14 protein-coding genes are annotated in these 14,765 nt (G+C 43.4%); 9 read left to right on the forward strand and 5 right to left on the reverse strand.

The genetic code is table 11. The features are described 5' to 3' along the window. Positions 1-146: 146 nt before the first annotated feature. Positions 147-578 carry a hypothetical protein gene (locus ACPUEY_RS13145; RefSeq protein ID WP_425122349.1) on the reverse strand — a complete coding sequence of 144 codons (432 nt, stop codon included), beginning with the start codon at positions 576-578 and terminating at the stop codon, positions 147-149. 366 nt (positions 579-944) lie between these two features. On the opposite strand from ACPUEY_RS13145, the gene prfA reads away from it, so the two are divergent. Both prfA and prmC read left to right on the forward strand, forming a co-directional pair. Beyond that, a complete protein-coding gene (gene prfA, locus ACPUEY_RS13150; protein ID WP_092818289.1) occupies positions 945-2,033 on the forward strand; it encodes a peptide chain release factor 1 in 1,089 nt (362 codons plus the stop codon). After that, the gene (gene prmC, locus ACPUEY_RS13155) at positions 2,033-2,851 is read left to right on the forward strand and encodes a peptide chain release factor N(5)-glutamine methyltransferase (RefSeq protein ID WP_425122350.1); all 819 of its coding nucleotides are present in this window, start codon (positions 2,033-2,035) and stop codon (positions 2,849-2,851) included. The genes prfA and prmC overlap by 1 nt, the downstream gene beginning before the upstream one ends. 38 nt (positions 2,852-2,889) lie before the next feature. Here the strand turns inward: prmC and ACPUEY_RS13160 are convergent, their stop codons facing one another. The 4 genes from ACPUEY_RS13160 to ACPUEY_RS13175 form a co-directional block, all read right to left on the reverse strand. After that, complete coding sequence (locus ACPUEY_RS13160; RefSeq protein ID WP_425122351.1) at positions 2,890-3,720, reverse strand: ABC transporter permease; 831 nt, start codon at positions 3,718-3,720, stop codon at positions 2,890-2,892. After that, positions 3,720-4,688 carry an aliphatic sulfonate ABC transporter substrate-binding protein gene (locus ACPUEY_RS13165; RefSeq protein WP_425122352.1) on the reverse strand — a complete coding sequence of 323 codons (969 nt, stop codon included), beginning with the start codon at positions 4,686-4,688 and terminating at the stop codon, positions 3,720-3,722. The genes ACPUEY_RS13160 and ACPUEY_RS13165 overlap by 1 nt, the downstream gene beginning before the upstream one ends. 571 nt (positions 4,689-5,259) lie before the next feature. Further along, positions 5,260-5,613: a hypothetical protein gene (locus ACPUEY_RS13170; protein WP_425122353.1), complete on the reverse strand. Its 354-nt coding sequence runs from the start codon at positions 5,611-5,613 to the stop codon at positions 5,260-5,262. A 209-nt stretch (positions 5,614-5,822) separates the two neighbouring features. After that, entirely contained in the window at positions 5,823-6,845 is a 1,023-nt protein-coding gene (locus ACPUEY_RS13175) for an AraC family transcriptional regulator (protein WP_425122354.1), read from the reverse strand. A 156-nt stretch (positions 6,846-7,001) separates the two neighbouring features. Between ACPUEY_RS13175 and ACPUEY_RS13180 the strand changes: the two genes are divergently transcribed. The 7 genes from ACPUEY_RS13180 to ACPUEY_RS13210 all read left to right on the forward strand — a co-directional run bounded on the left by ACPUEY_RS13180 (position 7,002) and on the right by ACPUEY_RS13210 (position 14,400). Beyond that, positions 7,002-7,772, forward strand: coding sequence for a 3-hydroxyacyl-CoA dehydrogenase (locus ACPUEY_RS13180; protein ID WP_425122355.1), 771 nt, complete (start codon positions 7,002-7,004; stop codon positions 7,770-7,772). Between the two features lie 425 nt (positions 7,773-8,197). Next, complete coding sequence (locus ACPUEY_RS13185) at positions 8,198-9,334, forward strand: acyl-CoA dehydrogenase family protein (protein ID WP_425122356.1); 1,137 nt, start codon at positions 8,198-8,200, stop codon at positions 9,332-9,334. Positions 9,335-9,575: 241 nt separating this feature from the next. Beyond that, a complete protein-coding gene (locus tag ACPUEY_RS13190) occupies positions 9,576-11,222 on the forward strand; it encodes an AMP-binding protein (protein ID WP_425122357.1) in 1,647 nt (548 codons plus the stop codon). 153 nt (positions 11,223-11,375) lie between these two features. Then, positions 11,376-12,131, forward strand: coding sequence for a HesA/MoeB/ThiF family protein (locus ACPUEY_RS13195; protein WP_425122360.1), 756 nt, complete (start codon positions 11,376-11,378; stop codon positions 12,129-12,131). 58 nt (positions 12,132-12,189) lie between these two features. Beyond that, complete coding sequence (locus ACPUEY_RS13200; RefSeq protein WP_131274966.1) at positions 12,190-13,488, forward strand: ABC1 kinase family protein; 1,299 nt, start codon at positions 12,190-12,192, stop codon at positions 13,486-13,488. Positions 13,489-13,625: 137 nt separating this feature from the next. Beyond that, positions 13,626-14,006 carry a dihydroneopterin aldolase gene (folB, locus tag ACPUEY_RS13205; protein ID WP_425122358.1) on the forward strand — a complete coding sequence of 127 codons (381 nt, stop codon included), beginning with the start codon at positions 13,626-13,628 and terminating at the stop codon, positions 14,004-14,006. Continuing rightward, a complete protein-coding gene (locus ACPUEY_RS13210; RefSeq protein WP_425122359.1) occupies positions 13,963-14,400 on the forward strand; it encodes a 2-amino-4-hydroxy-6-hydroxymethyldihydropteridine diphosphokinase in 438 nt (145 codons plus the stop codon). Before folB ends, ACPUEY_RS13210 begins: the two co-directional genes overlap by 44 nt. Positions 14,401-14,765 lie beyond the last annotated feature (365 nt).

Raw genomic sequence — 14,765 nt, forward strand, 5'->3', positions numbered from 1 at the left:
TTATTTGAAAGGAAACTTTTAAGGTCACTCTTTGTGCCTGATAAAAAATGGCGAAAACAAGAAGAACCTCAATTGAGGTTCTTCTTGTGATATTTGTGGGACAGCAGTGACCCGAAGGTGTTTTTTTACTATGTGCAGTTCGTGCATTAACGATGGCTGCGATAATATTTTTTAGAGTGTTTTTTGTATTTGCGTTGGTCAGCACGACGGTCTTCCGATACTTTTTTACCCAGAACCGAACCACCTGCAGCACCTAGTGCAGAACCGATATAGCCACCCGTCGTTCCACCCATGTTTTTACCGACTGCATAACCGCCTAGACCACCTAGGCCGCCACCGATGGCAGCACCGGTACGATTGCGACGGTCAGCAGAAACTGCCGCACCACCCGCACCACCAATAGCAGAGCCAATCATTGCACCGGTATTGCCGCCCATTTGTTTACCAATTGCGGTACCTGCTACGCTACCTAATGCAGAGGTTGCCGCAATACGAGTAGAGTTGTCGGCATGAGCAGAAACGGTAAACATTGATGCAGTTGCCATTGTTGCGCTGAGTAATAATGCATTAAGTTTCATAGTTAACTCCATGTCCAAAAGTGAACGTTGTAAGTAAGTTCTTTCGATGTCGGCAAATGTAACAAAAATTTTTTCCAACAATGTGGAGAGGATCCACTAGAGTTGTGGCGTTTAGTGTCTGCTTTGTAAAGTTTCTTTAACAAAGTTGAAAAATGCTCATAAAACGCACGTTTATCAGGCAAATCTGCGAGAAACCGACGCGATTTGAGGTTTCATCTTGAACCAATCCCTTTTTATATGTGGTTTTGTCCCCACAATATCTATGTCATTTAACCCTTAGAATCGTTACACTAGGCACAATTTTTTTGAGCTGCTCTATGTCCTATAAGGCATGGAGATAGCCTTTGTATTGAGATATTTAGCAAAATGAAAGAATCGTTACGTTTACGATTAGATCAACTTTCTGACCGTCACGAAGAATTAAACGCATTACTTGCCGACGTTGAAGTGATTTCAGATAACAAACGCTTCCGCCAATTGTCTCGTGAGCATAGTGATTTATCTGAAATTACTGAAGTCTGGAGCAAATTCCGTCAGGCAGAAGAAGATATACAAACTGCTGAAGCCATGTTGAGCGATCCTGATTTTAAGGAAATGGCTCAGGAAGAAATAAAAGATAATAAGGCACTGCTGGAGCAACTGGAAGCAGACTTAAATATTCTGATGATTCCGAAAGATCCAAATGATGCCAACTCTGCCTATCTGGAAATTCGTGCCGGAACCGGGGGCGATGAAGCTGCGATTTTCTCGGGTGATTTATTCCGCATGTATAGCAAATATGCAGAAAGCCAAGGCTGGCGCATAGAAATCCTGTCTGAAAATGAAGGGGAGCATGGCGGTTATAAAGAAGTCATCTGCCTGATTAATGGTGAAGGGGTATATGGTCGCCTGAAATTTGAAAGTGGTGCTCACCGCGTACAGCGCGTTCCTGCAACCGAATCTCAAGGCCGTGTGCATACCTCAGCCTGTACGGTGGCCATTTTGCCTGAAGTCGATGTCGATACCTCGGTAGAGATTAACCCTGCAGATTTGCGTATTGATACTTACCGTGCATCCGGTGCCGGTGGTCAGCACATTAACAAAACCGATTCGGCAGTCCGTATTACCCACATTCCAACCGGAACGGTGGTGGAATGTCAGGATGAACGTTCACAGCATAAGAACAAGGCCAAAGCCATGGCACTTCTGGTTTCACGCCTGGAAAATGCCAAACGTGCGGCAGCCGATGCGGCAACCTCGGAAATGCGCCGTGACCTGGTCGGTTCGGGTGACCGTTCGGAACGTATCCGTACCTATAACTATCCGCAAGGCCGCATGACCGATCATCGTATTAACCTGACCTTATATAAGCTGGATGCCGTGATGGAAGGTGACCTGACCGAATTGCTGGACAGCTTGCATCGTGAATATCAGGCCGACCAGCTGGCACTTCTTGCACAGCAGAATGGTGGCTAATGAATATTGCACAGGCCTTGGCCTTACGTGGTGATGCTGAAAGTTATGAACGCCAGGAAAATGCCTGGTTGCTTGAGCACATCACCAAAATTGATGTTTTTGATTTGCCGCTGAAAAAAACTCTGGAATTAACAGCAGAGCAAGAACAGGCATATCGTAATGGCCTGGCACGTATTGCAGCAGGTGAACCTCTGGCTTATGTCACGGGGTCACAGCCATTCTGGACACTGGATTTAAAAGTCACTAAAGACACTTTAGTGCCCCGTCCAGACACAGAAGTCCTGGTGGAAACCGTGCTGAAACTCGACTTGCCTGAAGATGCCCGAATTGTCGATTTAGGCACCGGAACCGGAGCGATTGCCTTATCTCTTGCCAGTGAACGTCCAGATTGGTCTATTACGGCAACCGATATTTATGCACCGACTCTAGACGTTGCTCAGTTTAATGCCGAAAAGCATGACCTTGAACATGTGCGCTTTGTCTGTGGTTCCTGGTTTAAACCTTTGGGACGTGAGTTCTTTGATGTCATTGTTTCCAATCCGCCGTATATCGATGCGGAGGATATCCATATGCAGGATCTGGCGACTGAACCGGAGCGTGCTTTGGTGGCAGACAAGCATGGACTTGCCGACCTTGAGCAAATTATCCAGCAGGGCAAAAAGCATTTAACCGTCAATGGCTGGGTGGTGCTGGAACATGGTTATGATCAGGGGCAGGCGGTACGGCATCTCTTTACTCAAGCCGGTTATAAGCAGGTGCGTACCGTAAAAGACTATGGCGGTAATGACCGTGTGACTTTGGGGCAGTGGCCACATTAATCTTAAAAAAGATAAAAAAATAAAGCGCAGCATGCGCTTTATTTTTTGACTACATCACGCCAGCGTAACAGCCAGCTTTCAGCAATTTTCATTAAGCTATCGGTCATCTTGCCTAAAATGGCCAGTAAGATAATGGCAATAATCACAATGTCGGGTCGGGAGGTTTCCCGGCCATCACTGAGCAAATAACCGATCCCTTGGGTGGCGGCAATCAGTTCAGCTGCAATCATAAACATCCAGGACAAGCTCAGGCTGTTGCGTAGACCGGTTAAAATACCCGGGGATGCCGCAGGAAGTACAATCTCCTTAATCTGTTGAAAGTATTTCAAACGATAGACTTGCGCCACTTCAATCAGCTTGCGGTCTACGCCGTGAATTGCGGCAACGGTATTGGTATAGGTCGGGAAAAATGCACCGATGGCAATCAGGGTAATTTTAGAGGCTTCATCAATGCCTAACCACAACAATAATAGTGGAATCCAGGCCAGGCTTGGAATCGACTTAATCGCTGAAAAAGAAGGTTCTAGGAATTCTTCCGCCTGTTTATTTAAACCTACAAAAATTGCGAAAATCAGTGCCAGCCCGCTACCGATAAAGAAACCCAAAAATACCCGCAAGGTACTGGTCCAGATATGTATCCACAAATCGCCTGAAGACAGCTCCAGGAGTGACTGCCATAAGCTGCTTGGGGCAGGAAGCAGGTAAGGTTCAATCACCCCGTTTCTCACGAATACTTCGCACAGAATTAACGCAATAACCGGGATGACCAAGCCCTTCAGCTTGCTTAATAATTTAAGCAAGCCAAGCGCTGGGACTTTATCAACTTCAGGTTGAATCGGTGATTTATTCGTTGTTACAGACGAACTCATTATTTTTTCACAACCTTGTTCGCATATTTGGCATCAAACAGCTGATCAATCACCTGATTGACATTGGTTCCTTTACGCACCAAATCCTCTTCAGTCAAAATGGTTCCAGATTTTTTCAAGGCATTGATATGTTTTACAGTCGGGATGTTTTGCTCAAAATTGGTACGGCTGAGTTGCAGTTTGGCTACAGCAATAGGCAGTTTCGATTCACGTGCCAACAATTCGGCTAGTTTAGCCGGATTGGCTTTGGCCCATTTACGTGCCTGTTCGTAGGCTTTAATCACCGCTTCAATCGCTTCCGGACTTTGGCTGGCAAATTGTTCCTTGGTGCTTAATACACTGTAACTATTAAAACCGACATTTCGATACAGCAATTTTGCACCTGACTGCACTTGAGCAGAAGCCATCAGCGGATCTAAACCGGCCCAAGCATCGACTTGTCCACGTTCAAGTGCGGTTTTACCATCTGGATGTTGCAGATGGACAAGCTGAACATCCTTTTTATTCAAACCCGCAGTTTCCAGTGCTTGCAGAGTAAACAGGAAAGGATCTGTACCTTTGGTGGCGGCAATTTTTTTCCCTTTTAAATCTTTTAGGCTTTTAATTGGAGAATTTTTTGCGACCAATAAGGCCGTCCATTCAGGCTGACTCTGGATATAAACGGTTTTAATTGGACTGCCATTGGCCCGGCTCAGGACAGCAGCCAAACCTGCCGTAGAAGAGAAATCCACACTGCCACTATTTAAATACTCGAGTGAACGGTTACTACCTTGGCTAAATACCCATTTAATCTGGGTATTGGGTAAAGCCTTTTCCAATAACTTCTGCTCTTTAACGACCAAACTGGTCGGAGCGTAATAGGCATAATCCAGCTTCAGTGTATCCGGGAGGGCTGCCAGGCTATATTGACTGACCAAGCCGAATGTGATCGCTGTGAGTATTTTGGTTTTAAAGCCGGAATTTTGCATAAACGCCCCAATTAAATGATTTGAATGAGATGCGGCGAATAGTGCCAGTGAGTGAAGACAGAAGACAAAAAAGTAATTTTTATAAAATTATCTTAATTCTAGATATGCTGATGAATTTATATTAAGTTTCTGAAATGCAATTAAATTTATTTTTAATGTTTCTATGTTTTCATTTTATATAAAAAACATACATCAACATGAATAAAAGGAAATAAAGAAAATTTAACTGTGTAAAAGATTTCCGTTATTGCATAGTCATTTCAATGTAATGACAAAAAGTTCTAGGCGGAGACATCTGAAATAATAAAATACCGATAAATTGCTGACTTGTTTGATAAGTGAATAACACTAACATTTTAATGTGGTTGAACGATGATGGAGCTCTGTTTTTCCAAGAAGATATTACACCTGAAAGCTTAAACAGGTGCGCAAACAGAAATGATCAGAATCAATCTCAAGATCGCAGCAAGTTGTTCAAGATTGAAGCATGGATATTCATGCAGGTTAAAGATTTAGGAATAATAGGCATTAAAAAACGGCTCCTAAAAGCCGTTTTTTGTATTCTGCAAGATTACATCGGATAATCTTGTAAGCAGTCTGAAACTTCAACCTGTGCCAGAGCATCGGTTTCAAGGGCTAAACAAAGCGCCACAATTTTTGCCGTATCTGCAATATATTGATCATCCTTTAACGCTGTAGCGGATTGCAGCGCGGCAATGCGTTCAGCACTGATATCCAGTGCTTTCGCTGCTTCAATCGCATCTGCACGGTTGAAGAAATTGACCACTACATTGTGAAGTGCAGAATCAGAAGTATTTAAAATGCCTTGCTGGAATAACTCATCAAATTGACCGGTGTGAGAGTTGAGAGAATGAGTAAAGTTTTGCACCAGGCTTTGCTCTAGTACATCAATCATCTTAAGCATGTCAGAACCTTTAATATAAGGTGATTTAACAGGGAGAGTACAGCAGAGATGGCATAAAGATATGCCTTTAAATTGGTTGAAAAATAATCTATTTTGTCACTTTTTGCAAATAAATTCCGACGAAAAATAGATCAATTTTTTAAACTCATGAAAAGCAAAGAATTATTAAATCATGAGAAAGGAAACACTGTTTTATTAATTAGATTAATTCATAGATCCTTGTTTTGGCGATAAGCACCTGGGCTGACACCCGTCCATTTCTTGAAAGCACGATGAAATGCACTTGGATCGTGAAAACTTAATTCATCGCTAATTTCCTGCAAGGTTTTTTCTGTTTTGGTCAGAAATTCAATGGCCGTATCTCGACGGATATCATTTTTGAGTTGCTGATAACTGACACCTTCGCTTTTTAGACGTCTTTGCATGGTGGCATCCGACATATTTAATCGCTGGGCAATTTCATTCAGTTCTAGCCACTCAGCAGGTGGAACATTCATTAAATGTTTACGGATTTGCGAGCTAATCGCATGTGGATTTTTAAAGCGCACCAGCAGGTTATGCGGTGTTTGTCTAATAAACTGATGCCATGACTGTTTGTCCTGTTTGATCTGAATATTTAAATAATTGGCATCGAACTGGATATAGTTTTCATGGCTATTGTATTGAATATTTTCACAAAAACGGACTTTATAGTCCTGATCATCCAGTGGTGCATCACATTTGAGCTGAATTTGGTTCAGTAAGACCCGTTGTCCGCTTAACCAGCACATCAAAGCATGAATCAGCATTAAATAGGTGGCATAGCTGAACATTCTTTTGGTGTGTTTCTGTTCATAAATCACAATATAGGCATAGTTTTCTTGCACAGACAATTGACTGATAAAATCATCCAGTAGCAGATTTAAAAACTGCAAAATTTGCTGTAGGGCTTTTTCCAGGGTTTCGGCATGCATGACGGATTGGGATAACAGTTTGAAACTGCCGCGCCGCATTGGGTGGCTGTCCATCCCAAAAAACTCGTCATTCATGACATCTGCCAGTTCGGTCCAGAGCTGGGCATATTGTGAAACTGAAACGCGAGCCTTACTGGAATGCAGCAACTCAACAGGAATACCGGATTTGAGCAAGATATTTTGCGTGTTCAATCCCTGATGCTGGGCAGATAAAAGCGCTTCATGCACCAGACTGATCGAGATCGTGCCTTTACTGTAATTTAAGTCTTGTTCATTCATGTACAGATATCCGTATTCCGTATTTTTGCTGCCGTGATCTGGATTGTCCAAATCCATCATAAAGGATGCAAGGTTTGGAAATTGTACTCTAGCTGAACTGCATTTACTCTGCATCTTAAGTCGAGTGTTTATTCAAAGAATTAACAGGAACAGAAAATGAAAATTCAAGGAAAAGTATTTGTCGTGACAGGCGGTGCATCGGGTTTGGGTGCAGCCACAGCCACTTATCTGGTGGGTCAGGGTGCTCAGGTGATTATGGTGGATATGAACCAGGAGCTGGGCCAGGAAATGCAGCAGCGTTTGGGTGAACATTCGGTCTTTGTCAAGCTGGATGTGACCGATGAGCATGCAGTCAAAGTCTTCTTTGAAAATATTGAACAGCAGTACGGGCAGTTAAATGGTCTGGTGAACTGTGCCGGGATTGCACCGTCTGCCAAAGTACTGGGTCGTGATGGCATTCATGATTTGGGCATGTTCCAGAAAGTACTGAATATCAATGTCAGTGGCACCTTTAACATGATTCGCTTTGCGGCAAGTTTGATGGCGAAATATCAGTTGCAGCCAGGTGAAGAAGAGCGCGGGGTGATTGTCAACACCGCTTCAGTGGCTGCATTTGAAGGACAGCTCGGGCAAGCAGCTTATGCTGCTTCTAAAGGTGCTGTGGTATCCATGACTTTACCGTTGGCACGAGAGCTGGCGCGTGAGGCGATTCGTGTGATGACCATTGCGCCAGGCATTATGGAAACGCCGATGCTGAAAGCCATGCCGCAGAATGTGCAGGATGCTTTGGGACAAATGGTGCCGTTTCCACCGCGTTTGGCGAAACCGGAAGAGTTTGCACATCTGGTTGGGCATATTTTTGAAAATACGTATTTGAATGGTGAAGTGATTCGTCTGGATGGCGCGATTCGTATGCAGCCTAAGTAATTATTGATAATTGCGGCGGCATGACGGAGTCTTTTCAATATGTAATAAAACTCTGTTTAACCTTCGGTTCAATCTACTTTTCTTTCGGGAAAATGAGTGCCTCAAAATATATTTTGAGGCCGCAAGAAAACCATAGTTATCTAGAACCTGTTTGAAGCATTGTTATTTATCTTATGCTCAGGTTGTTGATGCCATTTCCGAGTTTCATATGTTTTGAAGAAATTGCTAGTCAAGTTTAAATAGCTTCGCATATGTATGTATTTTCTTTTAAGGGATCAAAAGAAACAAAAATCCTTTGTGAAACTGAAGATACGTCCTTGTATCTCAGTTTCACAGGCGACATCCATGTCGCCGTCATGTACTTCAGATACAGTCATTTTTAAAAAGTTTGAAATGAATAAAATAGATATAGAAAGGGAAGCTCAATGATTTTAAATGACGAACAAAAGATGGTTCAGGACATGTTGCGCAATTATTCGCAAAACAGGTTAAAACCTACTGCGGCAGAACGTGATAAAACTGCTCAATTTCCCGCACAAGAACTGAAAGAACTGGGTGAGTTAGGCGCTTTGGGTATGACCGTATCGGAACAATGGGGTGGTGCCGGTCTGGATTATGTGTCCTTAGTCGTTGCCTTGGAAGAAATTGCCGCAGGTGATGGCGCGATTTCAACCATTGTCAGCGTACAAAATTCATTGCCGTGTGGCATTACCCAGCGTTACGGTACAGAAGAGCAGAAACAGAAATATCTCAGCAAACTTGCTACGGGTGAATGGCTTGGCTGTTTTTGTTTAACCGAACCGCAAGCCGGTTCCGATGCCGGTGCACTGGAATGCAAGGCAGAACGTGACGGAGACGAATGGGTATTGAATGGTACCAAACAGTTCATTACCACAGGTAAACACGCCCAAGTGGCGATTGTCTTTGCCGTGACCGATAAAGCCGCAGGGAAAAAAGGCATTTCCTGTTTCCTGGTTCCTACAGACACAGAAGGCTATATCGTGTCCCGTCTGGAAGAAAAAATGGGACAGCATTGTTCAGATACCGCCACCATCATTTTTGAAAATTGCCGTATTCCTGCTGAAAACCTACTTGGCAAGGAAGGAGAAGGCTACAAGATCGCTTTATCCAACCTCGAATCCGGTCGTATCGGCATTGCTGCACAATCCGTCGGCATGGCGCGTGCTGCACTGGATGCTGCGGTGGAATATGCCAATGAACGCAAAGCTTTTGGGGTAGAGATTGTGCAGCATCAGGCGGTCGCATTCCGTCTGGCAGATATGGCCACCCAGATTGAAGCGGCACGGCAACTGATTTTCCATGCGGCAACCTTAAAAGATGCAGGGCTGCCTTGTTTAAAAGAAGCCTCTATGGCCAAGCTGTTCGCATCCACCATAGCAGAGCGGGTGTGCTCCGATGCCATTCAGATTCATGGCGGTTATGGCTATGTGTCGGATTTCCCGGTAGAGCGGATTTACCGCGATGTACGGGTCAGCCAGATTTATGAAGGGGCTTCGGATATTCAACGCCTAGTCATTGCACGCGAGGTGACTAAAATCTAAACCGGCTAAAGCTTCAAATGGCTAAATTTTAGACTTTAGTCGGTGTTCAAATCCTGCACATTTTCTGATGGATAAGGAAATTGCAGGAGCCTGGAAATCATGTTTATCTAAGTCAAATGTGAAGTAAAAAAGCTTAAAGATGCTGAATCAGGTTTGGCATGTTTAGAGTAAGAACAATAAGCAAAATGGATCAGCAAAGCAGGAGCTTTGCTTATAAAATAACGGATGAGAGGTGGTCATCATGAAGACACTACAACAAGCATATCAAGAGTTTAATTTTGATGATTTTCTTGCAGAGCAACTGGTCGGTACCGCCGAGTCAGTCAATGCCTATGTGGAATGCTGTGATCGTTATCTCGGTTTAAATAAAACGGCTTTAATCTGGGAAGGCAAAAATGGCGAATCTGCGGAATGGACATTTGAACAGCTGGCAGAAGCCTCTGGAAAACTGGCTAATTATTTCAGCTCGATTGGCTTAAAGTCAGGGGATTGCATTGCCGGTTTATTGCCGCGTACGCCTGAACTGCTGATTACCATTTTAGCCACCTGGCGCATGGGTGCAATTTACCAGCCATTGTTTACTGCTTTTGAGTCCAAAGCCATTGAGCACCGGATCAATACCGCCAAAACCCAATTGATTGTGACCAATGCAGAACAACGCTCAAAACTGAACGGTGTGACCGTACCGCATATTTTAACAGTCCATCCACGCGATGTTTCAAGCCATCTTGACGCCGATTTCTGGACAGAACTGGCTGGGCAGTCAGAATCTTTTGAACCGGTGATGCAGACTTTTGCAGATGATTTCCTGATGATGTTCACTTCAGGTACCACAGGTTTGGCAAAATCGGTGCAGGTTCCTTTAAAGGCGCTGCTGGCATTTAAAGGCTATATGATCCACGCGGTGGATTTACGTGAACAGGATTCTTTCTGGAATCTGGCCGATCCGGGTTGGGCGTATGGCTTGTATTACGGCATTACCGGACCTTTAAGTCTGGGGCACAGCATCATTATGGATGAACGTGCCTTTAGTGTAGACAGCGCCGTGCAGATCATTAAGAAATATAAAGTCAGCAATTTGACCGGTTCACCAACTGCTTTCCGGATGTTCTTTGGATTCAAGGAAAAATTTGATCCTTCCATTAAAGAGCATTTACGTGCGGTCAGCAGTGCCGGCGAGCCATTAACCCCGGAAGTGATTCACTGGTTCAATAATGACCTGAATGTCAATATTTATGATCAGTATGGACAGACTGAGCTGGGCATGGTGATTGCCAACCATCATGCTTTGCAACATGAAAAGAAAGTCGGTTCCGCAGGTTTTGCCAACCCGGGACATCGTTTTGCAGTATTGAATCAAAACCATGAAGAAGTCGAAAAAGGCGGCATTGGCACCTTGGCGATCGACTTTTCCCAATCGCCTTTAACCTGGTTTAAAGGTTATGGCGGCAATAACCGTAAATCATTCGTTGGGCATTATTATTTAACTGGTGATACGGTAAAATTAAATGAACTCGGAGGTGTAGATTTCATTGGGCGTGCTGATGATGTCATTACAACGTCAGGCTATCGTGTGGGTCCTTTCGATGTGGAAAGCACGTTGCTGGAATGTGCCGAGGTCTTGGAGTCTGCAGTCATTGGCAAACCAGACCCGGAGCGTACCGAGGTGGTGAAAGCTTTTGTGGTGCTGAAACCGCAATTTTCGGCTTCGGATGAGTTAAGCCATAAACTTCAGGAATATGTCCGTTCGCGTTTATCGAAGCATGCCTATCCTAAAGAAATCGAATTTGTCGAAGGCTTGCCTAAAACCTCGAGTGGTAAAATTCAGCGCAATTTACTCAAGCAGCAGGAAATTGCCAACATGCAGGGAATCCAGAAAGTCAGTTAAACCCTTTTTCGTTTTTTAAAGTTTCATGCTCTTGCACCCGAATGGGTGCTTTTTTTATTTAGTCTTCTTTAGTCATTATTTTGAACTATAATTCATGCTGAATTTAGATAAAGCGATTGTGCGGATAGGGATTGGCAAGTGACTGATGTAGATATGGACCTAGAGTTAACTGATGAAGAAATGCATCTCTATAGCCGTCAAATTTTGCTGGAGGGCTGGGACATTGAAGCACAGGAAAAACTGAAACTTGCCAATGTCCTGATTGTCGGTTGTGGAGGAATTGGTTGTACCACAGCTGAACTGCTCGCTCGGGCAGGTGTGGGAAAAATAACCTTAGTGGATGCCGACACCATTGAGATGAGTAATCTGCAACGGCAAATCGCCTATGTAGAAGACAATATTGGCTTCTATAAAGCTGAAATACTGGCCAAGCGATTACAGCAGATCAATCCGCATATCCGTGTTGAGTCACAAGCTGTAAAACTGGATGAGGGCAATGCAGAAGAATTGATTGCAGCGCAAGATCTGGTTTTGGATGGCTGCGATAATTTCACCACGCGTTATCTGGTTAACCAAGTCTGCAAGCAATTTAATGTACCTTTAATCAGTGCTTCTGCGATTGGTTTTCAGGGACAGCTGTTTATGGTAGAAGGCGAATCTGCCTGCTATGAATGTCTGTTTCCCAAAGAACAGCATGCCAATGAAAACCTGCGCTGCGCCGATTCTGGCGTATTAGCCACAACCCCGAATGTGATGGCCAGCTTGCAAGCCCATCATGCTTTACTCTATTTGGGACTGTGCAAAACACCACTGAAGCAGAAACTGATGCTTTGGGATGGCTTAAGCATGAAACAGCGCTTGCTTGCTTTCGAAAAAGGTACAGATTGTCCAATCTGTCAGGCAAGATAAACCTGCAAGCGCATATTTTTTTGCTACACTCACTACAATTTAATTCTAAGCTGACATTATGAAAAACAATATCTGGTTAGATGGTCTGCGTTCAGTTGCCCGTGTTGGGGAAACGGCTGTAATTGCAGCAAAAGCCGGCTTTAAATACGCCACAGAAAAACCAAGTAACGCCAAGCTCATGCGTGAAACTTTTGAATCACTCGGTTCAACTTATATCAAGCTTGGACAGTTTATTGCCAGCACACCGTCATTATTTCCACGTGAATATGTGGAAGAATTTCAGGGCTGTTTAGATCAGACCCCATCTTTGCCTTTTAGTTATGTGCAAGGCGTATTGGCCTCTGAATTTGCAGGCCGAAATCTGGATGAAATCTTTGCGTCCATTGATGAAAAGCCTTTAGCCTCAGCTTCTATTGCTCAGGTTCATGCCGCCAAACTGGTGAGCGGTGAAGATGTCGTAATTAAAGTGCAAAAACCGGGTGTAGAAACCATCCTGTATACTGACTTGAATGTCTTGCACTGGGCCACCAAGGTTTTAGAAAAAGCCGTACCGAAAGTGAAATTTGCATCACTTGCTGACATAGTTGATGAAATTAAAACCCGTATGGTCCGCGAAGTCGACTTTATTGAAGAAGCGCAAAACCTGGATGATTTTGTCAATTATCTAAATATAACGCAAAACCAGAAAGCCACTGCACCGAAGGTTTATCATCAATATTCAACCCGCCGTGTATTGACCATGCAGCGCTTATATGGCGTACCATTGACCGATTTTGATGTAGTGAAAAAGGTGGCGAAAGACCCGTCTCAGGTGCTTATTACCGCCATGAATACCTGGTTTGGCAGCTTGATGATGTGTAACAGCTTCCATGCAGACCTGCATGCCGGAAACCTGATGCTGCTTGAAGATGGCCGGGTCGGTTTTATCGATTTTGGCATCGTCGGTCAACTGAAACCTGAAGTCTGGACGGCTTGTATTGCCTTTATGGATGCACTGCAAAAAACCGACTACAACTTGATGGCAGAAAACATGCTGAAAATGGGCATGACCGCTGTTGCAATTGACACCAAAGTCCTTGCTGCCGATTTGGAACGTCTGTTCAGTGGGGTACTTTTGGCCGATCCTCAGGAATTACTGACTTCCAATCCGGCCGATTTAAACGACATCATGATGGATATGGTGGGCGTGGGCGAGCGTCATGGCATTCGTTTCCCGCGTGACTTTGCCTTGCTGTTTAAGCAAATGCTGTATTTCGATCGCTTTATGCGCATCCTCGCGCCATATACCGATATTTATGCAGACCAGCGCCTGCAAATGGTGCAAACTCTGGATCCAAATGTGTTGTTAAAACATTAATTTAATCCCTCCTTAACTCGCTTTCATAAAGGGAGGAGTGTCTCATTGCTGGAAAAATATAAGCGATGAAAAGTCCCTCTTTTATAAAGAGGGATTTAGGGAGATTATTTATAAATATCATATGCTCGAGTGATCAAATGGACGCAATTATCATTGAAGGTTTAAAGGTTGAAACCGTGGTGGGCTGTTTCAACTGGGAACGCCAAATCATGCAGCCTTTAATGCTGGATATGACCATTCAGACCAGTCTGGAACAGGCTTCCAATTCGGACAAACTGGAACATACTTTAAATTACGCTGAAATTTGCGAGATTTCTGCCAAAGTTATTCAGGATGTCAAGCCAGAACTGATTGAACATGCAGCAAAACTTGTGCTCAATGCGCTTTTTACTACCTTTCCTGCAGTAGAATCGATTATGATTACCATCCGTAAGCCTGCCATTATCGCGCAAGCAAATTCTGTAGGAATTCGTCTTGAACGCCACCGAAACGATATTCGCCTTAGCTCTGGCGAGTAATTGTCATCCCCAACAGCATTTTCAAAACGCTATGAAACAAATTTCCGGTTTGGGAGATGTTCAATTTTCTAAAATTTATGTGATTCCATGCCGCGATGCTGTAGGGGCGGATTACTGGAATGCGGCGTGTTTGTTAAAAGCCGCCATGTCGGCGGATGACATCACCGCGATTTTAAAAAAAATGGAAACAGATTCGGGTCGGGTACGCCCTTCACATCAAATTTCTTTGGATGTGGATTTAATTGCATGGGGAGCTGATTTAGAACATATGCAGTTTAATCCAAAAAAATTACCTTTGGCTCTAGATGTCAAAATTCCAATGCTAGATATTTGGCAGAGTACAGATTTTCAGCATGATGAACACCAGTTTCCCGTTGTAAATTGGAAAAATTAAAATCCAATCTTTCACATATAAGAGAATTTAAGTCATTAAAAATAGCCTAAGCTATATGACTTAACCTGTTTATTTAATTCTTTTAATCAGACCATAAAAATTGAGTGAAAGGTGAATGCTTGTGGTTTGAGTTATTGCGATTATAAAAATGATCAAATATTAGGCGTGGAACATGAAAAATCAATCAAAAAGCCTAATATGCAAGGATTGAGCTTTTTGATTGGAATTAAATTAATGATTTATATAAAATAAATTTTATGTTATTCACCAATTAAAATGTCTATGTAATAAACCATTTAAAATGTCCAGTTTTTAACTGCAAGAGTCAAGAACAGGATTTAAATTCCTTTGTTCAATGATGGCTT

The sequence above is a fragment of the Acinetobacter sp. G11 genome, from assembly GCF_049808495.1.
Classification (GTDB): Bacteria; Pseudomonadota; Gammaproteobacteria; order Pseudomonadales; family Moraxellaceae; genus Acinetobacter; species Acinetobacter kookii.